The 19373-nt window shown below is 74.6% G+C and carries 19 protein-coding genes; 13 read left to right on the top strand and 6 right to left on the bottom strand.

Annotated features, from left to right (window positions below; all coding sequences use genetic code 11):
- The first annotated feature begins 67 nt into the window (after positions 1-67).
- Entirely contained in the window at positions 68-1654 is a 1587-nt protein-coding gene (locus ACFVU7_RS13405; RefSeq protein WP_388045087.1) for a serine protease, read from the top strand.
- 223 nt (positions 1655-1877) lie between these two features.
- A complete protein-coding gene (locus ACFVU7_RS13400; RefSeq protein WP_388045086.1) occupies positions 1878-2183 on the top strand; it encodes a hypothetical protein in 306 nt (101 codons plus the stop codon).
- 80 nt (positions 2184-2263) lie between these two features.
- Here the strand turns inward: ACFVU7_RS13400 and metF are convergent, their stop codons facing one another.
- A complete protein-coding gene (metF, locus tag ACFVU7_RS13395; protein ID WP_082346002.1) occupies positions 2264-3196 on the bottom strand; it encodes a methylenetetrahydrofolate reductase [NAD(P)H] in 933 nt (310 codons plus the stop codon).
- Positions 3197-3427: 231 nt separating this feature from the next.
- Here metF and ACFVU7_RS13390 point away from each other — a divergent pair, with 231 nt between their 5' ends.
- The 3 genes from ACFVU7_RS13390 (at position 3428) to ACFVU7_RS13380 (ending at position 4549) form a co-directional block, all read left to right on the top strand.
- Positions 3428-3748 (top strand): heavy-metal-associated domain-containing protein, encoded by a 321-nt coding sequence (locus tag ACFVU7_RS13390; protein ID WP_388045085.1) that lies wholly within the window; start codon positions 3428-3430, stop codon positions 3746-3748.
- Positions 3749-3865: 117 nt separating this feature from the next.
- Entirely contained in the window at positions 3866-4147 is a 282-nt protein-coding gene (locus ACFVU7_RS13385) for a metal-sensitive transcriptional regulator (RefSeq protein WP_375875564.1), read from the top strand.
- A 99-nt stretch (positions 4148-4246) separates the two neighbouring features.
- Positions 4247-4549 (top strand): hypothetical protein, encoded by a 303-nt coding sequence (locus ACFVU7_RS13380; RefSeq protein WP_388045084.1) that lies wholly within the window; start codon positions 4247-4249, stop codon positions 4547-4549.
- Between the two features lie 11 nt (positions 4550-4560).
- Here ACFVU7_RS13380 and ACFVU7_RS13375 read toward each other — a convergent pair whose 3' ends face one another.
- Positions 4561-5103, bottom strand: coding sequence for an MOSC domain-containing protein (locus tag ACFVU7_RS13375; RefSeq protein ID WP_117487089.1), 543 nt, complete (start codon positions 5101-5103; stop codon positions 4561-4563).
- Between the two features lie 91 nt (positions 5104-5194).
- Positions 5195-5611, bottom strand: a complete 417-nt coding sequence (locus ACFVU7_RS13370; RefSeq protein ID WP_388045083.1) for a DUF4345 domain-containing protein — start codon at positions 5609-5611, stop codon at positions 5195-5197.
- Between the two features lie 101 nt (positions 5612-5712).
- Here ACFVU7_RS13370 and ACFVU7_RS13365 point away from each other — a divergent pair, with 101 nt between their 5' ends.
- Both ACFVU7_RS13365 and ACFVU7_RS13360 read left to right on the top strand, forming a co-directional pair.
- A complete protein-coding gene (locus ACFVU7_RS13365) occupies positions 5713-6351 on the top strand; it encodes a TetR/AcrR family transcriptional regulator (RefSeq protein WP_388045082.1) in 639 nt (212 codons plus the stop codon).
- Between the two features lie 102 nt (positions 6352-6453).
- On the top strand, positions 6454-7701 hold the full coding sequence (locus ACFVU7_RS13360; protein WP_388045081.1) for a cytochrome P450: 1248 nt from the start codon (positions 6454-6456) through the stop codon (positions 7699-7701).
- Positions 7702-7814: 113 nt separating this feature from the next.
- Here ACFVU7_RS13360 and ACFVU7_RS13355 read toward each other — a convergent pair whose 3' ends face one another.
- Positions 7815-9041 (bottom strand): Dyp-type peroxidase, encoded by a 1227-nt coding sequence (locus tag ACFVU7_RS13355; RefSeq protein WP_388045080.1) that lies wholly within the window; start codon positions 9039-9041, stop codon positions 7815-7817.
- Positions 9042-9072: 31 nt separating this feature from the next.
- Between ACFVU7_RS13355 and ACFVU7_RS13350 the strand changes: the two genes are divergently transcribed.
- Positions 9073-10434 carry a right-handed parallel beta-helix repeat-containing protein gene (locus ACFVU7_RS13350; protein WP_388045079.1) on the top strand — a complete coding sequence of 454 codons (1362 nt, stop codon included), beginning with the start codon at positions 9073-9075 and terminating at the stop codon, positions 10432-10434.
- Between the two features lie 59 nt (positions 10435-10493).
- On the opposite strand, the gene ACFVU7_RS13345 is transcribed toward ACFVU7_RS13350, so the two are convergent.
- Complete coding sequence (locus tag ACFVU7_RS13345; protein WP_388045078.1) at positions 10494-13022, bottom strand: SdrD B-like domain-containing protein; 2529 nt, start codon at positions 13020-13022, stop codon at positions 10494-10496.
- 292 nt (positions 13023-13314) lie between these two features.
- Here ACFVU7_RS13345 and ACFVU7_RS13340 point away from each other — a divergent pair, with 292 nt between their 5' ends.
- The 3 genes from ACFVU7_RS13340 (at position 13315) to ACFVU7_RS13330 (ending at position 16264) form a co-directional block, all read left to right on the top strand.
- The gene (locus tag ACFVU7_RS13340) at positions 13315-14049 is read left to right on the top strand and encodes a sulfite exporter TauE/SafE family protein (RefSeq protein WP_117487094.1); all 735 of its coding nucleotides are present in this window, start codon (positions 13315-13317) and stop codon (positions 14047-14049) included.
- A 177-nt stretch (positions 14050-14226) separates the two neighbouring features.
- Positions 14227-15498: an MFS transporter gene (locus ACFVU7_RS13335; protein WP_388045077.1), complete on the top strand. Its 1272-nt coding sequence runs from the start codon at positions 14227-14229 to the stop codon at positions 15496-15498.
- Positions 15499-15676: 178 nt separating this feature from the next.
- On the top strand, positions 15677-16264 hold the full coding sequence (locus ACFVU7_RS13330) for a hypothetical protein (protein ID WP_074002449.1): 588 nt from the start codon (positions 15677-15679) through the stop codon (positions 16262-16264).
- Between the two features lie 94 nt (positions 16265-16358).
- Here ACFVU7_RS13330 and ACFVU7_RS13325 read toward each other — a convergent pair whose 3' ends face one another.
- Entirely contained in the window at positions 16359-17567 is a 1209-nt protein-coding gene (locus ACFVU7_RS13325; protein WP_388045076.1) for an MFS transporter, read from the bottom strand.
- A 467-nt stretch (positions 17568-18034) separates the two neighbouring features.
- On the opposite strand from ACFVU7_RS13325, the gene ACFVU7_RS13320 reads away from it, so the two are divergent.
- Positions 18035-18253 carry an MbtH family protein gene (locus ACFVU7_RS13320; protein ID WP_074002447.1) on the top strand — a complete coding sequence of 73 codons (219 nt, stop codon included), beginning with the start codon at positions 18035-18037 and terminating at the stop codon, positions 18251-18253.
- A 104-nt stretch (positions 18254-18357) separates the two neighbouring features.
- Complete coding sequence (locus ACFVU7_RS13315; protein WP_388045075.1) at positions 18358-19368, top strand: ArsR family transcriptional regulator; 1011 nt, start codon at positions 18358-18360, stop codon at positions 19366-19368.
- The last annotated feature ends 5 nt before the right edge of the window (positions 19369-19373 follow it).

Raw genomic sequence — 19373 nt, 5'->3', positions numbered from 1 at the left:
TCACAGCCACCACTGGTGTGTGGCCCGGCTCACAGGAACTCCGGTGCCCCTCCGAGCAGTACAGGACATGACCACTGCTTCCGCTCCCCGTTCCGTTCCCCGCCGGAACGCCCTCCGGGCCCTGGCCGTCGCCGTCGCCCTGGTCGGCGCCTCGACTCCCGCCCTCGGCGGCCCGGCCTTCGCCGCCGAGCCGGAGACGTACACCCTCACCGTCCGGCACCTGGACCGCGCCGGCCAGGCGACCGCGCCCTACCGGACCAGCGTCACCGGGATCTCCGGCCCCGGCGCCGACACCTCGGTCCGGCTCGACGCCCCCTCCGGCGTCACCACCGTGCGGCTGCCCAAGGGTCGGTACGTGCTGGACAGCAACCTGACCTCGGGTCTGGAGCCGGGCGGGACGATCTGGACGGACTGGATTGTCCAGCCGCGCCTCGACCTCGACCACGACACCACCGTCACCGTCGACGCGCGGACCACCGCCCTCGTCGACGTCCGGCCCCCGGACGGGTCCGCGCGCTTCCGGCACAGCGGGATGTTCGTCGAGGTCACACACGAGGGTGCCACCAGGACCGTCAACGTCGCCAACGGGTCGCCGAACCTGCGCGTCGCCCACCTCGGGCCGCAGGCCGAGGCCGGGGCGGTCAAGCAGTGGTTCGACGTCAACTGGGACACCGACACCGGCGGCTACCTGCTCGGCCGGACCTCCACCGGCACCCGCGCGCTGACCGGGCTCAGCAAGCACTACTCCACGCAGGAGCTGGCCACCGTGAACATCCGCGGCGCCGCCGGACCGGGCGGCGCCGGGACCGCGCTCGTCAGCCTCCAGCCGAGCGACGGAGCGAGCATCGGCGAATCCCGGAGCGTCACCACACCCGCCACCGCCACCTTCCACGTCGCACCCGAACGCGGCACCTGGGACATCGGCGTCACCGTCCCCCGCGCCGACGGCAGCCGGCCGACCTACTACACCGAAGACCGCGTCGCCGTACGGGCCGGGGCCACGACCACCCGGACCTTCGACGGCCCCGTCTTCGGCCCCGCGCTCACCGACCGCCCCGCCGTCTCCCGCGACGGCGACCGGATCACCGCGGACGTCCCGCTGCTCGCCGACGGCGACGGCCACGTGCCGTGGACCCCGTCGTTCGACACCGCCTACACCTCGCTGTACCGCGACGGGGTGCTGGTCGGCGCCGCCTCCGACGCGGCCGGGCGCGGCGAGTTCACCGTGGCCCCGGGCACGGCGGGCTACCGCCTGGCCACCACCGTGACCCGCAAGGCCGCGGCTGGCGCGACCACCCGGGTGACCGCGTCCTGGACCTTCGCCTCCGCCACCACCGCCGCCCCGACCGCGCTCCCCGTCAGCGTCGTACGGTTCGCCCCCGAGCTCGACCCGACCGGCACCGCGACGGCCGGCAGCGCGCTGCGCGTCCCGGTCACCGTGCAGGGCGCCGCCGCGGACGGCCGCGTCCGCTCGCTCACCGTCTCCTCCTCCACCGACGGCGGCGCCTCCTGGACCCGCCTCCCCCTCGACGCCGGCGCCGTCACCGTCCACAACCCCCCGGCCGGCACCGCCGTCTCCCTGCGCGCCGAACTGACCGACACCGACGGCAACACCCTCGACCAGACCATCACCGAGGCCTACCGCACCCGCTGACCGTCCCGTTGCGACGAACCCTGAGCGATCCTCACCGAGGCCTGACGGATCACACCGTGTCTCATCGAAGGTCAAGCGCGCAGGGCAGGGCCCTGTTGTGCCTACCGGATCCGCGATCGGCTTGGCCGGGATCCCGGCCAAGCCGATCCGCTCACGCCGCCGGCCGCGGTGGAGTCGGTGGCCAGGGGTCCGCACGACTGCCGCCCCACAGTCGGTCGGCCTCGTGATCCTTGAGAAGATCTCGTTCATGAGTGAGGATCCGAGGGCCCGAGAAGCCGTGTGGGCGGATGGAAGGAACCTGTACGACGTCGTCCCCGCTCTCGACGCTGTCATCGGGATCATCGGGCGGGATCTGGTCCTGGGCGAGTACTCGCTGGCGCATGCCACGGCGCACATGGCAGCGGAAATGATCGTGGAGCAGAGGGAATCGACAGGGATCCACGACGAGGGGACGGCATTGCTCGTCGTCCGTGCACTCGCCGAGTCGGCGACTGCTACGGAACGCGCGAATGATGGACTCCGTTCGTAGCGAGGCGCCCTCCGGCGCCGGCCTCCTCGGGTGGGGAGGCCGGCGCCGGACTGGTTCGGCTTCGCCGTTCGCCGCAGGGGTCAGGCTGCGGTGGGGGTCAGGGGGCGGGGGGTCGGGGTGGTGAGGGCGAGGTTGCGGTGGATCTCCAGGGCGGCGGTGGAGCGGTTCAGGGTGATGTAGTGGAGGCCGGGCGCGCCCTCGTGGAGGAGGCGTTCGGCCATCCTGGTGGCGTGGTCGACGCCGATGCGGTGGGCGGTCGCCCGGTCGCCGCGGGCCGCCTCCAGTTGTCGGGCCAGTCCGGTGGGGAAGGAGGCGCCGCTGAGTTCGGCGAAGCGGCTGATCTGGCGTACGTCGGTGGCGGGCATGATCTCGGGAATGACCGGGGTCGCGCAGCCGGCCGCGGCCAGCCGGTCGCGCAGCCGCAGGTAGTGCTCGACGTCGAAGAACATCTGGGTGACGGCGTAGTCGGCGCCGGCCCGGCACTTGGCGACGAAGTGCCGGATGTCGTCGTCCCAGTCCGCCGAACGCGGGTGGCGCTCGGGGAAGGCTGCGACGCCGACGGTGAACGCGCCGCACTCCTTGACGAGTCGGACGAGTTCGGCCGCGTAGCGCAGGCCCTGCGGGTGGGGCTCCCAGCGGCCGTTGGGGTTGCCCGGCGGGTCGCCGCGCAGGGCGAGGACGTCGCGGATGCCGACGTCGGCGTAGCGCCGTAGGACGGCCTGGAGTTCGGCGGTGGAGTGGCCGACGGCGGTGAGGTGGGCCACCGGGCGCAGGGTGGTCTGGGCGGCGATCAGTTCGGTGGTGCCGATGGTGCGGTCGCGCGAGGAGCCGCCGGCGCCGTAGGTGACCGAGACGAAGGTCGGCGCGACCGCCTCCACCCGCCGGATCGCCGCCCACAGGGCGCGTTCGCCGGCCTCGTCCTTGGCGGGGAAGAACTCGAAGGAGTAGGTCCGTTCGCCGGCCGCGAGGATGTCGCGCAGGCCGCGCGGGGTGCGCCGGGTGGTGTGGTCCATGGGTTCACCTCAGGTGGTGGGGTCGGTCGTCCGGGGATGCGGGGGAGCTCCTCCACCCTGCCCCGGCACCCGCAACAGGACTGTCACAGCGGGTCGTTGACGGCCCCGTCCGGGCGGTGGAAGGTGCTCCGGCAGCTCTAGCAATTACCCTAGGGGGGTATGGTATGTTCGAACTGAAGCAGCCGCCCGGGCAGTCCGGCCGGCGCCGGGCACCACGACAGGAGCACACCCATGAGCGAGACCACCGTCACCGTCGAGTCCGCCGCCGCCGAGGCCACCTCCTGCTGCGGCTCGTGCGGCACCGGCGCCGGCGCGGCACCGGCCGCCGAGTCCGGCCTGACCTCGGTCTTCCAGGTGAAGGGCATGACCTGCGGCCACTGCGTCTCCTCGGTGACCGCCGAGTTGAAGAAGCTCGACGGCGTCGAGGAGGTCGCCGTGGACCTCGCCACCGGCCGGGTCACCGTCGGCAGCACCCTGCCGCTCGCCGACTCCGCCGTGGCCGCCGCCGTCGACGAGGCCGGCTACGAGCTGGTCGGCCGCGTCGAGGCCTGAGCCTCCGACATCGGCCCGGACGGGAGGGCGCCACCCCGCCCGTCCGGGCCGACTCCCCCTCGGCACGCCCCCGGTAGAGTGAGCGCACGCCTCACCGCACAGGAACCGGAGACGGCCATGGCCGGCTACAGCTCGCACAAGGACGACTTCCGAAAGCGGCTCCGCCGCATCGAGGGCCAGATCCGTGGCCTCCAGCGCATGGTCGAAGAGGACACCTACTGCATCGACGTCCTCACCCAGGTGTCCGCCGCCAGCCGCGCCCTCCAGTCCTTCGCCCTCCAACTCCTCGACGAGCACATCGAATGCTGCGTCCGGGACGCCATCGCCGAGGGCGGCCAGGAGGCGGGCACCAAGATCCGCGAGGCCAACCAGGCCATCGCCCGCCTGGTCAGGTCCTGACCGCGTTCCAGCGGTGACGGCTCCTCCGACGGCCTCCGGAAGCCGTCACCTTTACGGGGTGGGGGTATCTCGCCGGGGCATTCCAGGAGGGGATCAGCCGTGTCCGCGATCGAGTTCGTCCGCCGCCTGGACGGCCTGGTCTACCGCTTCGACCTGAACGGCACCGCCAACGGCCGCCCGTCCTACAAGCGGCGGGACCTGGACCTGTGGTGCCGGTGGACGCCGGAGCGGGGCTGGTGCGTCGTCGACGCCGAGGGCGTGCCCAACTCCGCTCCGCTGCTGGGCGAGGACCGGCACCGGGAGCTCCCGCCGACCGGGCCGTGGCGCAGCTGGAAGGCCGGCCGGTCGTACCTCTACGACCTGCGCCGCGTCGATGGAAACGGGGACGGCGACGCGTCCTGAGGCCCGCGGGGTCAGACCCGGTCGAGCGGGCGGTGCGGGCCGTCCGGCAGCTCGACCGCGACGGCGTCGCCGGGCCGGACCGGGCCGCCGGTGCGGACGACGCCCATGATGCCGGCGCGGCGCACGATCGTGCCGTCCTCGGCACGGCCGACGACCTGCTTGAGCAGGCCGGGCCGGTAGGCGTCGATCTGGGTGCACGGGTTGCGCAGGCCGGTGATCTCCACCTCGGCCTCCGGGCCGATCCGCAGCACCGCGCCGACCGGCAGGCCGAGCAGGTCGACGCCCTCGGTGGTGATGTTCTCGCCGAGGGCGCCCGGCGTGACGTCGAAGCCCGACTCGCCGAGTTCGGTGAGCAGTTCGCGGTGGATCAGGTGGACCTGGCGCAGGTTGGGCTGGGTCGGGTCCTGGGCGACCCGGGACCGGTGCCGGACCGTCACCCCGGCGTGCACGTCCCCTTCGACACCCAGACCGGCGAGCAGGGTGATGCCGTCCCGGTTCGGCTTGGTGAACGAGTACTCGGCGTTGCTGCTGACCGCCACCACGGTGCCGCTCATGCTCCGGACCCTCCTCGCGGACGTACGTTCGATCGCAGGGGCAGCATAGCCTCCGCTGACGACCGGCCCCCGATGACGGAACCGGGGGAGCTCAGGACCGCCGCTCCGCGTGCGTCGACCGCAGGTCCGCGTGCGCCCGCTCGTCCGCGTCGGCGAGCCACAAGTACACGGGTGCGAGCCCGAGTTCGATCCCCATCAGCACCAGCTGGAACCAGTGCGGACGGCCGTCGACGACGAGCGCCAGCACCCGCGCGAGGCCGCCCAGCAGGAGGACCGCCGCCAGCCACCGCACCGGCCGGGCGGGCACCGGCGCCTGCCGGGCAGCGTGGATCCAGGCCGCCCCGTACCCGGCGAAGACCGCGCCCATGAAGCGGCCGAAGCTGCCGACCGTCGGGCCGGCGTCCGCGATCCCGGGCATCGCGGAGTTCCCCAGCAGGATGTGGAGGAAGCCGATCGCCACACAGGCGATCCCCATCGTCCACGCGAGCACCCGCAACGCCTTGGCCATGGCCCGTCCACCCCTCACAGAGGTCTGGTTGACACGTGTCTACTACGTTGCCCACCACGCTAGCGCCGGCAAGTAGACACGTGTCAAGTAGCCTGGCCCGCATGCCAGTCCACGAACGGCGCCGCCGACTCTCCCCCGCCGAGCGACGCGCCCAGCTGCTCTCCGTCGGTGCCCGGCTGTTCGCCGAACGGCCGTACGAGGGGGTGCTGATGGAGGAGGTCGCCGAGCAGGCCGGGGTCTCCCGCGCCCTGCTCTACCGGCACTTCGCGAGCAAGCACGAACTCTTCGCCGCCGTCTACCGGGAGGCCTCCGCCGACCTGCTCGCCAGGAGCCGGTTCGACCCGGGCGACACCCTGGTCGAGCAGCTGGTCGAGGGCATGGACGCCCACCTCGACTACTTCATCGCCAACCGGCACGCCGTGCTCGCGGCCAACCGCGTGCTGGCCGGGGACCAGGTGATCCAGACCATCATCACCGAGGAGCTCGACGCCCTGCGCGGCCGGCTGCTCGGCGTCCTCCCGCTCGCGGACGAGCAGGCGCGACTGGCGGTGTCGCAGGTCCTGCGCAGCTGGCTGGTGTTCGTCCGGGTGCTGGTCATCGACTGGCTGACCGAGGAGAGCTGCTCCCGCACCGAGCTGCGGGACGCCTGCATCGGCGCCGTGCTGGGCGCGCTCCGGCCGCTGCTGCCCGTCGATCCGGCACCCGGCTGGGGGCACCGAGGGCATACCATCGGGACGTAAGGGGAGAAGCTCCGCAAGCGCCCAATTCCTCATGAACATATGACAATTGGATGCTCTGACTCCCCTCGACCAGTCGGACCTCCGAACCCCGCGAAGGGACCCATGGACTCCGCCGCAGCCGACACCGGGACCACCCTCCCCCCACTCCACCGGCTCCCCACCACCCCCGCCCAGCCGCCCCAACCCACCACCCTCCCGGACGGCACCCCCGCGTGGCTGATCACCCGCTACCACGACGTCCGGCAGGTCCTCGGCGACCCCCGGGTCACCCGGGCCGACCTGCATGACGTCGGCACCGCGGGCGCCACCGCCGACGTGGCCGCCAACCCGGCGTCCCTGTTCAACCAGGACGGGCCCGCCCACCGCCGGCTGCGCGGCACCGCCCAACGGGCCTTCACCCCGCGCGCCATCGCCGGCTGGCAGCCGTGGGTCGCCGCCGCCGTCCAGCAGTCCGTGGACCGGCTGGTCGCCGCCGGCCCGACGGCCGACCTGGTCCCCGCCTTCGCCCGGCCGGTGCCGTTCGCCGTCACCACCCGGCTGATGGGGCTCGACGGGGACGGGCCGGACCACCTGGACGAGGAGCGGCTGCGGCGCTGGACCCGCGCCCTGCTCGCCCAGGGCGAGGACCAGGGCGGCGAGCTGGCCGGCGGGCAGGACGGCGGGCAGCAACCGGGCACGGACCCCGACCACGACGCCACCCTCGCCGAATTCGGCTCCTTCATGGGCGAGTTGGTCGCCCGCCGGCGCCGCGAGCCGGGCGACGACCTGGTCAGCCGGCTGGTCCGGGCCGCCGACCAGGACGGTGGCGTCCCCGAGGAGTCCCTCGTCTTCCTGGTCGCCGGGCTCACCGCCAGCGGCAACGAGAGCGTCGCCGGCGCCCTCGCCAACGCCCTGGTCTACGTGCTCGGCGAACGCCCCGAGCACTGGCCGCGCCTCGCCGACCCGGACACCGCCGAGCGCACCGCCGAACGGCTGCTGCACTACATCCCGCTCGGCGACGACGAGGCCACCATCCGCCGCACCACCGCGCCGGTCGAGGTCGGCGACGTGACCATCCCGGCCGGCTCGGTCGTCGCCGTCAGCCTCGGCAGCGCCAACCGCGACCCGGCCGTCTACCCCGAGGGCCTCGACGCCGACCTGGGCCTCCCGCTCCCCGCCCCGACCCTCGCCTTCAGCTCCGGCCCGCACTACTGCATCGGCGCCTGGCGGGTCCGGCTGGAGATGCGGGAGTCCCTGCACCGGCTCGCCACCGCCCTGCCGGGCCTGCGCCTCACCACCCCGGTCGCGGAGCTCGCCTGGCAGCTCGGCGGCACCACCCGGAGCCCGGCCCGCCTCCCGGTCGACTGGTAGGTCGACCGGGAGCCGGTGGTAGGCCGGGAGCCGGTGGTAGGCCGGGAGCCGGCACCGGCGGTCGGCCGCCCGGCCTCAGCCGTCGGGCGGGGCGGCCGACCACCGCCCCCGGCTCACCCGAACAACCCCTCCCCCAGCGTCCCGCCCTCCGGCGCTCCCGGCAGGACATAGGCCACCGCCGAGGCCGTGTGCTCGATGAAGGTGTTGAGGGCGTCGCGCGCCGCCAGGCGGTTCTGGACGCGGGTGAACTGGGCCGGGTCGCGCATGAAGGCGCAGAACAGCAGGCCGCGGTCGCCCGGGCCGTCGTCGTAGTTGTAGCCGCGCCGCAGCATCCGGGCGCCGCCGTCCAGCCGGGGGCTGGAGAGGCGGACGTGCGCGGTGGCCGGGATGAGGTACGAGCCGTCCGGGTTCTTGGCGTAGATGTCCGGCTCGTCGTGCTCGGCCGTGCCGGTGAGCGGGGCGCCGTCGCCGGCCCGGCGGCCCATCACCTGCTCCTGGTGGTCGACGGGGAGGGCGGCGAAGGCGGCGGTGTCCATCCGGATCCGGCGGTAGACCAGCACCGTCCCGTGCTCGTACGGCCCCGGCGGGCCCCAGACCCACTGCCCGCTCTCGGTGCCGTCCGGGTTCGCCGTGCCGTCCTTGAAGCCGAACAGGTTGCGCGGGGTGGCGCCGCCGGCCGTCCGGGCCAGGAAGCCGGACTGCGTCCACCGCGCGGTCGCGCCCGCCGCCCGGGCCACCGCGTCGACCTGTTCGGCGACCACGGACAGCGGCCAGCGGTCGGCCGCGCACAGCTGGACCACCAGGTCGCCGCCGCCGCGCGCCGGGTCGAGCCGGTCCCCGGGGAAGGCGGGCAGCTCGGTCAGCAGGGCCGGCGGAACGTTCAGCCCCAGCCGGGCGGCGAGGCCCGGCCCGACGCCCACCAGGCTGCTGAGCCGGGCCGGTTGGCCGCCCTGCAGCCGGGCGTCGGCCGGGCTGCCGCCGGTCGCCCCGGCCAGCACCCGGGTCAGCTCGCCGAGCAGGCCGCGCAGGGCGGCCCGCCCGTCCGAGGTCGCGGCGGGCGCCAGGTCGAGGGCCAGCAGCTGGGTGGCCGGCTGCTGCGCGGTCGTCACCCCGGCCTGCCGTTCGCCGTGGAAGGGGATAGCCGGTGGCTCCGGTGCCGCCGCCGGTCGGGCGCCGCGGCCGTGCCCCCGGACGCCGCCGGTGCCCATGGCCAGTGCCGTGACCCCCGCGCCGAGCCCGGCGGCCACCACGGCCCCGCCCGCGAGCAGCCCCCTTCGATCCACCCCGGCGCCCCGCGCGGTCGGTGGCTGGTCCTGCGCCTTTCCGGTTTCGGCATGCATGGGCGACATTGGAGACGATAGAACACGCCGTATGCAACTTTTGACCACACGTCACCCGCGGTCCGGCACGACACCCCCACCCGGGGCCCGCGTCGCCAGGCGCCTGCCCGCCCTGCTCGCCGCCGCCGTCCTGGCGCTGGCCAGCTGTTCCTCGGGCGGCTCGTCCTCCTCCGACGCCAAGCACCCGGACGGCACGGTCATCCGCGTCCCGCAGCACTTCCCGACCATCCAACAGGCCGTGGACGTCGCCCGCGAGGGGGACACCGTGCTGGTCGACCCGGGCACCTACCGGGAGAGCGTGCGCCTCACCAAGCCCCGGATCGTGCTGCGCGGCACCGACCGCAACACCGTGGTGCTGGACGGCGGCCTGCGGCTGGTCAACGGCATCACCGCCTCCGGCCCCGGCTCGGTGGTGGAGAACCTCACCGTCCACGGCTACCTCGCCAACGGCGTGCTGTTCACCGGCGTCACCGACGAGAAGCTCCAGCAGCACGGCGCCGGCGGCTCCGCCTACAACCCGCTGGACACCGTGCGCTTCCCGGTGGTCGAGGGCTTCCGCGCCAGCAGTGTCACCGCCTACAACAACGGCCTGTACGGGATCTACGCCTTCGACGCCCGCGGCGGTGTCATCGAGGACTCGTACGCCTCCGGGGGCGCCGACTCCGGCATCTACGTCGGCCAGTGCAAGCCCTGCGACACCCTGGTGCGGGGCAACACCGTGGAGCGCAACGCCGTCGGCATCGAGATCACCAACGCCTCCGACGGGCTCACCGTGGTCGGCAACCGGGTCACCGGGAACCGGGTCGGCGTCACCGTCAACTCCAACGACCTCGAAGCCCTCGCCCCGCAGCACGGCGCGGTGATCGTGGGCAACGTCGTCACCGACAACAACGCCACCGACACCCCCCAACAGGCCGACGGCGCCTACGGGATCGGGATCGGGATCGGCGGCGGCACGGCGAACCAGGTGCAGCGCAACCTGGTCCAGGGCAACCGCGCGGCCGGCATCGTCATCACCGACCCGCCCGGGCACCCGGCGAGCGGCAACCGGGTCGAGGGCAACCGGGCCACCGGCAACGGCACCGACCTGGTGCTGGCCTCCGTCGACCCGGGCAACTGCTTCACCGGCAACCAGCCGGCCGTCCAGAGCCCGGACGGCCTGGAGACGCTGGCGGGCTGCGCCGCCCAGGGCCGGAGCGCCCCGCCCTTCGGCCGGACCAGCCCCGTCCAGGCGCCGCCCGGCATCCCGTTCAGCCAGGTGCCCGTCCCGCCCGCGCAGCCCTCGCTGCCGGACCCGACCGCGCCCGGCCGCCCGGCGACCGACCTCCCGGGGCCGGTCGACCCCGGCGCCTACCCGCTGCCGGAGTCCGCGGACGCCGTCCCGAAGCACTGAACCGGCCGCACCGGGCGGGCCCGCGGACTCCTGCTCCCCGCGGGGCCGCCCGGCGCCGGTCACCGGTCGTGCGGCAGCCAGGGGCCGGGGATCAGCCGGTTGACCACCGTCACCGTGATCCCGTCGCCGAGGTTGTCGCAGGTGAGCACCAGCGGCCCGAAGACCGCCCGGTCCGCCGCGTAGCCCTCGGGCGGCCTCAGCTCCACCCAGTAGTACGTCCCCGGCCCGCCGCGGCCCCGGCAGATGCCGTCGGCCCCGGTCGTGCAGGGCTCGCCGACCGGCGTGTCCCCGCGGCCGGGACCCGGCCAGCCGAGCCACCCCGGCCACCCCGGTCCGCCGCTGACCCGCCACAGCTGGAACGTCGCCCCGGCCAGCGGCCTGCCGTCCTGGTCCACCTTGACCAGGGTCAGCACGCCCCTCGTCGGGCGGAAGCCGAAGTCGAGGGTGTGGTCGTTCTCGCCCGGTCCGCCGGTGGTCAGTTCCCGTTCGGCGTACTTCCCGCCCCTCGGGACGACGCCCTTGGAGTTGACGAACGGGTCGTCGCCGACGTCGTGCCGGGTGGGCGCCCACTCGTACAGCGGGCCGCCCTCGGCGTAGTCGGCCGGCTCGTCCAGCCGGAGGGTGTACCGGGTTCGCGGCGCGAGGCCGCCGGTGACGTTCGAGTCGTCGAAGTAGTACTCGCCGCGCGCCGAGGTCCTCGTCGTGCCGACCAACGCGCCCGCCCCGTCGTACAGGTGCACCGTGACACCGGGGACCGGGCGCCCGCCCGGCCGCTGGATGCCCGTGCGCCCGGGGTCGTACCAGACCCGGTTGCCGATCTGCAGCGGCGCCCGGTCGCAGAGCACCTCCAGGTCGCCCATCGAGGCGCCCTTGCCGAACGGCGCGGGCACGTCCGCCGGGTTGAGCCGCAGGCCGGTCCCCGGGGCCTGCCGGCCGTCCGCCCGCTGGACGAAGGCCGTTCCGTAGCCGAAGGCCGTGTTGTTCGGGTCGTACCCGGAGATCCCGATGGTGCTCTCGACCTTGGACAGCGCCATCCCGGCGTAGTCCGCGTTGTGGTGGACGCCGAACCGGCTGGTGTCGAAGAAGCGGGTGCCCCGGGGCGAGAGCCCGCACCCGTTGTCGGTGTCCAGCACGTACGTGCCGTTCTCCGCGCAGGCCTTGTCCAGGTCACCGCCCGACAGCACCTCGCCGACCGCGGCGCCCGAGGCCGACTGGCCCGTCGCCCGGTCGGCCAGGCGGTCGCGGAAGGCCAGCAGCATCGAGCCGTCCGTCTCGAAGCCGACCTCGGCCAACTCCGGTTCCGGCTGGGCCCGGTAGCCGGAGCAGGCCTGGCCGTTCTGCGAGGTCGGATAGGTGTCCGTCCACGGGAACCAGCCCGCGCCGTCGCACGGGCCGCTGCCCACGGTCGACTGCCGCGGGTAGTCCAACGGCTGGTCCAGGACGGCTGGTTGGAACAGCCCGGTGGCGGGGTCGAAGGGCAGCACGACCGCCCGCAGGTCCGAGGCCCGGCCCGTCGACTCGCCCGAGCAGACGCCGCCCAGGTAGCCGACGCCGTCCTGGAGGCCCAGGCCGAACGGCCGCCAGTCCCCAGCCGAGGGGCAGCCCGGGTCCGGGACCGGGTAGACGGCCGTCGGCGCCGCGGCCGTCGCCGCGGTGGCGTCGTAGCGGTACAGCGCACGGGAGTTGAGGTTGACGACGAACAGGTCCCGGCCGTCCTCGGTGACCTTGAGCCCGCCGAGGCTCTCCTTGCCCGGCACGGCCAGGAACGCGTCGTCCGACCCCGGCGCGTGCGCCGTACCGCCGGCGTCCGGGACGGTGGCGAACAGCGTGGTGGTCTTCCGCGCCGGGTCCGTCACGTAGATCCCGCCGGCGCCGCCCGGACCGTAGTCGGTGGTGCGCTTGGCCGCCGCTGAGGAGAACACCCGCTGGTCGGCCTTGTTCCACGCGATGCCGAACAGCGTGCCCGTCTGCGCGTCGGTGGCGATGCCGGTGACGTCGACGTCCACGCCGTCCTGGCCGCGCGCACTGTACGGGAACGACACCAGCGTGCGCTGCTCCCCGCCCTGCCAGGTGGTGTTCTGACAGGTCGTCACCAGCGGGGCGTTCTTCTGGCAGTAGTCGCCCGGGTACCAGAACCCGGTGGTGTACGCGACGTTCCGGCCGTCGGAGAGGTCGACGAACTCCTCGTTGGAGCTCAACTGGTTCGGCGCGCCGTCCAGGCCCTGGCGCGAGGCGAAGGCCGGGAAGAGCGTGCCCGGCTTCGGATTCACCACCCGGACGCGGTACTTGCCGTCGGTCGCCGTGCTCGCGGCCGGGGCCAGCGTCACCGTGCCGTCGGTGCCCGTGGCGCCCTCGGTCCTGGTGCCCGCGTCATCCGTGAGCGTCACCGTCACGCCCGCGATGCCCGGCTCCAGCGCGGGCGTCCACACGCCGGTGGCGTCCACCGCCCGGACCACCCGGACCGTCACCGCCCCGACACCGCCCTGCGCGGAGGCCGGCGGGGCCGCCACGAGTCCTCCGCCAGCCAGCACGACGGCGAAGGCCGCCGTCAGCGCGGCCCGGCGCGTCCGTCTTCTCGTCCTCTTCAAGGTTCCGTCTCCCCTCACCGACGGGCGCAGGCCCGATCCGGACAGGACCCCCAGGACAGCGGCCACCGGTCGTCCACGTCCCGCACTCACCCCGCGTTCACCGGCGCGGGTGACGGAAAGCGCCGGGAAATCGCATCGAGTTCGGACACGGCCTCACTAGTTCGCATACTTCCCGACCACATCTCCGGGCCGTCCCCGATGAGACCGACGGCACGCCCGACCCGCCTGTGCGGCATGATCGGTACGCACCGCCCGCCGACGGCGGAGCCCGCCGAGAGGGAGGCCGCACCCGATGCCCGACGGCTTGACCACCGACCTCGTACTGGGCTGCACCGTCCTGCTGGGCGCCTCCGTCCAGCGGCTCGCCGGGATCGGCTTCGCCCTGGTCGCGGCGCCCGTCCTGGTGCTGCTGCTCGGGCCGGGCGACGGCGTCACGCTGTCGAACCTCGCCGCCGGGGCCATCAGCGCCGTCGGCCTGCTGGGCAGCTGGCGGCAGGTACGGCTGGCGGCGATGCTGCCGCTGATCCTCGCCGCGGCCTGCACGGTGCCGGCCGGGGTCTGGGTCGCGGCGACGGTTCCGACGCCCGGACTGCTCGTCGGCATCGGCGCGCTGGTCACCCTGGCCTCGCTGCTGGTGCTGCGCGGGGTCCGGGCGGCCGCGCTGCGCGGGGTCGGCGGCGCCCTGGTCGCGGGCGCCACCAGCGGGTTCATGAACTCGGCCGCCGGGGTGGGCGGTCCGGCCGTCTCCCTGTACGCCGTCAACACCGGCTGGACGGCGCGCGAGTTCCTGCCCAACGCCCAGTTCTACGGCGTGGTGGTGAACGCCTTCTCCCTGGCGGGCAAGGGGCTGCCCGCGCTGTCCGGGACCGCCTGGTGGCTGGTGGCCACCGCGCTCGCGGGCGGCGCGGCGATCGGCCGGCTGCTCGCCGCCCGGGTGCCGGAGGCCCGCGCCCGGCTGGTCGTGCTGGGCCTGGCCCTGGCGGGCGGGCTGACCACCCTCGTCAAGGGCGTCTCGGGGCTGGGCTGAGCGCGCCCGGCCCTCCACCGCCGTCCGACGAACCACCGGAAACCGCCCGAAACCCACCGGACACTCCGGACGCCTCCGGATGAGCCCGACACCCGTACCGACACGGACAGTTCGGGACGCCCCGGGCACTTCGGAAACCGCCCGAACGGCCCTCCGCGGACATGACATACTGCCTCGGTGACCTCAGCAGACCTGGCCGCGAAGCCGTCCAAAAGCCGTCCCCAACTGGGCCGGAAGTTCAACCTGCTGTGGTCCGCGTCGGCGATCTCATCGGTCGGCGACGGCATGCGGGACTCCGCCCTGCCGCTGCTCGCGGTGGCCGTCTCCGACTCCCCCAGCGCGGTCTCCGTGGTCTCCGTCTCCGCCTCGCTGCCCTTCCTGCTGATGTCCCTCTACGGCGGGGTGCTCGCCGACCGGGCCGACCGGCGGCGGCTGATGTGGACCATCGACGCCGCGCGCGCCGTCGTCGTCCTCGGCTTCGCCGCCTGGGTCTTCCTCGCCGACCCGCCGCTGGTCGCGCTCGCCGCCCTGGCCTTCCTGCTCGGCTGCGGCGAGACGGTCTTCTCCAACGCCGCCACCTCCGCCGTCCCCGAGCTGGTCCGCCCCGACCAACTCGACGCCGCCAACGGCCGGATGCAGGCCAACATGCTGGTCGGCGGCAACCTGATCGGCCCGCTGCTCGGCTCCGCGCTGTTCGCCGTCGCCGCCGCCCACCCCTTCGCCGTGGACGGCGTCTCCTTCGCGCTCGCCGCCGTCCTGGTCGCCGCCACCGGCCGCTCCACCGCCCCCAGCACCCGGGCCGACCGCCGACCGGTGCTCACCGAGATCCGCGAGGGCGTCGACTGGCTGCTCCGCCACCGCGACGTGCGGATGCTCGCCGTGCTCTCCACCCTCGGCGCGCTGGCCTGCTTCATGGGCACCACCATGATGGTCCTGATGGTCACCAAGGTCATCCACGCACCCGCCGCCTCCTACGGCATCGTGCTCGCGGCCGGCGCCATCGGCGGCACCGCCGCCAGCACCCTGGCCGGCCGCCTCAGCTGGCTGCTCGGCCGGGGCACCCGGATCGCCCTCGCCTTCCTGCTGATGGGCGTCTCGCTGATCCTGATGGGCCTGAGCACCTCGGTGGCCGAAGTCGCCGCGCTGTACGGCGTGATCGGCTTCGGGATCGTCACCTGGAACATCCAGGCGATCTCGCTGCGCCAGCAGGCCGTACCGAAGGAACTGCTCGGCCGGGTCAACAGCTGCTACATGCTGCTGAGCCGCCTCGGCATCATGGCCGGCGCCGCCCTCAGCGGCTGGATCGCCTCCGTCGTCAGCATCCGCACCCCGCTGCTCGTCGGCGGCGGGCTGCTGCTGGTCCTGCTGGTCGCGGTGCTGGTCCTGCTCCCGCGGATGACGGCGCTGGAGACCGTCCCGGCCGCCTCGGAGCCGTCCGACGTCGGGTAGGTCCTCTCTTTCGGATCACGTCGCGCGCCCGGCATGATCCGAAAGAGAGGACCTCGCGCCCGCCGGGCCGTTGCGCGTCCTCCCGCCCAACGGCCGCTGTCCGCCGGTATGGTGACCGCGGGGGGTGTGCCGGGAAGTCTGGTCGGCGGGCAGCTGCTCGCCCGTCCTGAGGAGAGCCATGAACACCGACCGCCCCGCCGCCTCCGGTACCGCCGCGCCGCCCGTCGGGGCCGGCCGCGACCTCGGTCCCGGGCTCGGCCCGCTGGTGCGGGTCGACGGCAGCTGGTACATCGGCGACCACGAGAGCAAGGCGTATCTCGCCGTCCTCCCCGAGGGGTTCGAGCACCGCGTCACCGGACGGGAGCCCTTCCTGGTCCCGTGGAAGCGCCTGATGAGCCTGAAGCTCGGGGTCACCAGCGGCCGGTTCCTCAGTACACCGGCCGGCGGACTCCTGACCGGTCACCACGCGCCCCACGAGGCGATCGGCACCCACGGCTCCTGCCTCAGCGCCATGGTCCGGCACCCCTACGACCTGTGGAGCCCCCGGTTCGTCCACCACCGGCGGTGGTACCCGGCGCCCGAGATCACGCTGCTGCACCAGCTGCTGGGGAACATCGTCGACCTCGGCCGGGTCGAACGGCTCGGCGACGACGCCTGGCTGACCTCCGTCGTCGAGGAACTGGCGGCGGACCGCCTCCTCCGGAAGTGGCGCACCAGCAAGGCCGTCGCGGACGGCGTACGGGAACTCATCGCACGCGGGGCGTGACCGCCGGGTTCGAGCGCCGCTCCGTACTCCGATGCGCCGCCCAGGCCCCGGAGGCCGCGCGGGCGGGTGCTGCCGCCCGCGCGGTGGCCCGGCATCAGGCGGGCAGGCGGTCGGGCGGGGTGGTGGGACGGGGCCGGGCGGTGCTGAGGGCGGCCAGGGCCGGGGTGGCGGCGAGGGCGAGGCAGAGGGGCAGCGGCAGGTGGTCGGCGAGCAGGCCGGCCAGCGCGGTGCCGCCCGAACTGCCCGCGTTGAAGCACGTGTTGACCCAGGCGCCGGCGCGCGTCCGGCGGCCGGGCTCGGCGAGTTCGTCGGCGAGCAGGTAGGCGGTGGTGAGGGTCGGGGCCACGGTGAGGCCGGCCAGGGCGGCGACGGCCGCGAGGAGCGGGACCGTCGGGGCGAGGGAGGTCAGGGTCAGAGCGCCGGCGAAGGCCGCGGTGAGGACGGCGAGCCGCCGCCGGGCCGGGGCCCGCCAGTCGAGGGCGCCGAGGGCGAGGCCGCCGGTCGCGCTCCCGGCCGCCAGCGCCGCCTCCACCCAGGCGGCGTCGGCCGCCTGCCCGTGCCGCCGGGCGAAGACCACCGTCAGCAGGGCGAACGCGCCGAGTCCGGCCCCGGCCCCGGCGGCCGCGGCGAGCGGCAGGCCGGTCCGGGCCGGCGGCCGCCAGGGGCGCGAACGGCCGCCGGTCGCGGCGGAGTCGGCCTCGGCGCGGTCCGGCCCGACGGCGCGGACCGAGGCGGCCAGGGCGAGGGAGCCGGTCAGGACGAGGGCGGCGCCCAGCACCAGTCCGAGCGCCGGGCGGGCCGTCGCCGCGATCACCCCGGCCAGCAACGGGCCGGTGACGTACAGGAGTTCCTCGGCGACGGTGTCCAGACTGTAGGCCCGGCGGCGCAGCCCGGGATCGGACAGCAGGGCGCTCCACCGCGCCCGGGTGACCGGGCCGAGGGGTGGCGCGAGCACGCCGGCCGCCACGGCGAGGGCGAGCAGGACGGGGTACGGGACGCCGGGACGCCAGGTGGCGGCGGCCAGGCCGAGCAACACCAGCGCGTACCCGGCCGCCATCGGCGGCAGTGTCCGGCGCGGGCCGTGGCGGTCGACCAGCCCGGCCCGGGCGGGTGAGAGCAGCACGTTGGAGGCGGCGAAAAGCGCCGTCAGCCAGCCGGCCCGGGCGTACGAGCCGGTCGTGGCGGTGACGGCCAGCAGGAGCGAGAGCGGGACGACACCGTAGGAGAGGCGGCCGGTCAGGGCCGCGCTGAAGAGCCGGACCGCGCCGGGGGTGCGCAGGACCGTCGCGTAGGACGAAGACATGGGGGGGTTCCTCTGGAGCTGGCGCGCGCCGCGCGCCGGTGGACCGGGACGCCGAAGGACCGCACCACCGGGGTGCGGTCGCCGCGCGGGGCCCTAGTCACGGAAGAGGAACACGGGGCCATGGTAGGGCACGTCCGTGCGGGGGGCCGTCCGTGCGGGGGCACGTCCGTGCGGGCGCCCGTCCGGGACGTCGGCCGCACCGGCTCCCCCGGCCGGGCTCCGCGCCGCCGGCCGCAACGGTGCGGAACGCCGGTATCGGAGCGGACGTTGTGTCATATTCGTTGTGACCAAGGAGAGTTCACCGCTCCTCCCGGGTTCCGGCGGGCTCGCCGGAGCCCCATCAGGGTGCGGTCAGCACCATGTCAGCGAGCCGAGGGAGCATGTGCGGAGCGGGCCCACCCGGTTGTCCCGCGTGCGCCGATGACCCGAGGGCCGCACCGCGCCCTACCCGGAATGGAGTGTGCGACATGTCGAACCCCTTTGACGACGCGGACGGGACCTTCCTGGTGCTGGTGAACGACGAGGGCCAGCACTCGCTGTGGCCCGCGTTCGCCGAGCGGCCGGACGGCTGGGCGGTGGCCTTGGCCGAGGGGCCGCGCGAGGAGGCGCTGGCCTACGTCGAGGCCAACTGGACCGACATGCGCCCGCGCAGCTTGCGCGAGGCCTCCGCCGCCCGGGCCTCGTAGCGGCGACGTCCGATCCATCCGAGGAAGGGCCCGGCCTGCCCGCGTGGCGGCGGCCGGGCCACGTCGATTTCTCCCTCATCGACACGGAAACGGGGACCTTCATCGTGCAGAGGATTCACTTCACCGCAGCCGACCTCGCCAGAACCCGACTGAAGAGCACCATGGGCCCGCTCGTGGAATCGGCCTTCGCCTGCGACCTGCTGGACCGCGGCGTGAGCGCGCCGTACGCCCGGTGGCGAAAGCAGGTGAACGAGCGCCTCCCCCGGCGGCCGGTGCCCCGCCCGCGCAGCCGTCCCGAGCACGACGTGGACTCGCTGCTCCGGCAGGCGCTGCGGTACGCGGAGGCGCCCGACGCGCCGCCCGAGCCGTCCGGGCCGTTCGACGCGTCCGAGGCCGCCGAGCTGCCGCAGCGGACCGGGGCGGGCGTGGACGCCTGCCTGCTGGAGGCCTGGCAGCTGGCCGTGGCGCCGTTCTGGCAGCACCTGCACGCCTACCTGGTGGCCGAGTGCGAGGCGCGCGGCCGGATCGTGATGGCCGGCGGGGTGGAGCTGCTGCTGTCCACCGCGCACCCCCGGATGACCTGGCGGGCGCCGGTCCTGGAGATCCCCGGCGGGCCGGACCAGGACATCCGGCTGGGCGGCCGGGGCCTGGTGCTCACCCCCTCGGTGTTCCTCAACCACCGGCCGGGCCTGGCGATCGACGCCGAGGGGCCGGACGCGCAGGTGGTGCTGGTGTTCGCGGCCCCGCCGCACGCCCGCAAGGGGGCCCAGCTGTGGCAGGAGCGGGACAGCGGCTCACGGCCGCTCGGCGCCCTGGTGGGCCAGACCCGGGCCGCCGCCCTGCGTACGCTGCGGGCGAGTTGCACGACCAGCCAGCTCGCCGACCGGCTGGGCATCTCGGCGGCCAGCGCCAGCCAGCACGCGGCGGTGCTGCGCCGGAGCGGGCTGATCACCACCCGCCGGGTGCGCAACACCGTGCTGCACTCGGTGACGCCGCTCGGGATGGCGCTGCTGGACGGCGGGCCGGTACGGCCGGCGACGACGGGCTGCGACCGGTCCGAGCGGCCGGCCCGCGGGGCCCGGCCGCGGAGCGCCTCGCACCTGCTCGCCTCGTAGGCACA

This window comes from Kitasatospora sp. NPDC058046 (assembly GCF_042885595.1).
Taxonomy (GTDB): domain Bacteria; phylum Actinomycetota; class Actinomycetes; order Streptomycetales; family Streptomycetaceae; genus Kitasatospora.
The sequence above is the reverse complement of the archived record's forward strand: the minus strand, read 5'-3'. Positions and strand labels throughout refer to the sequence as shown.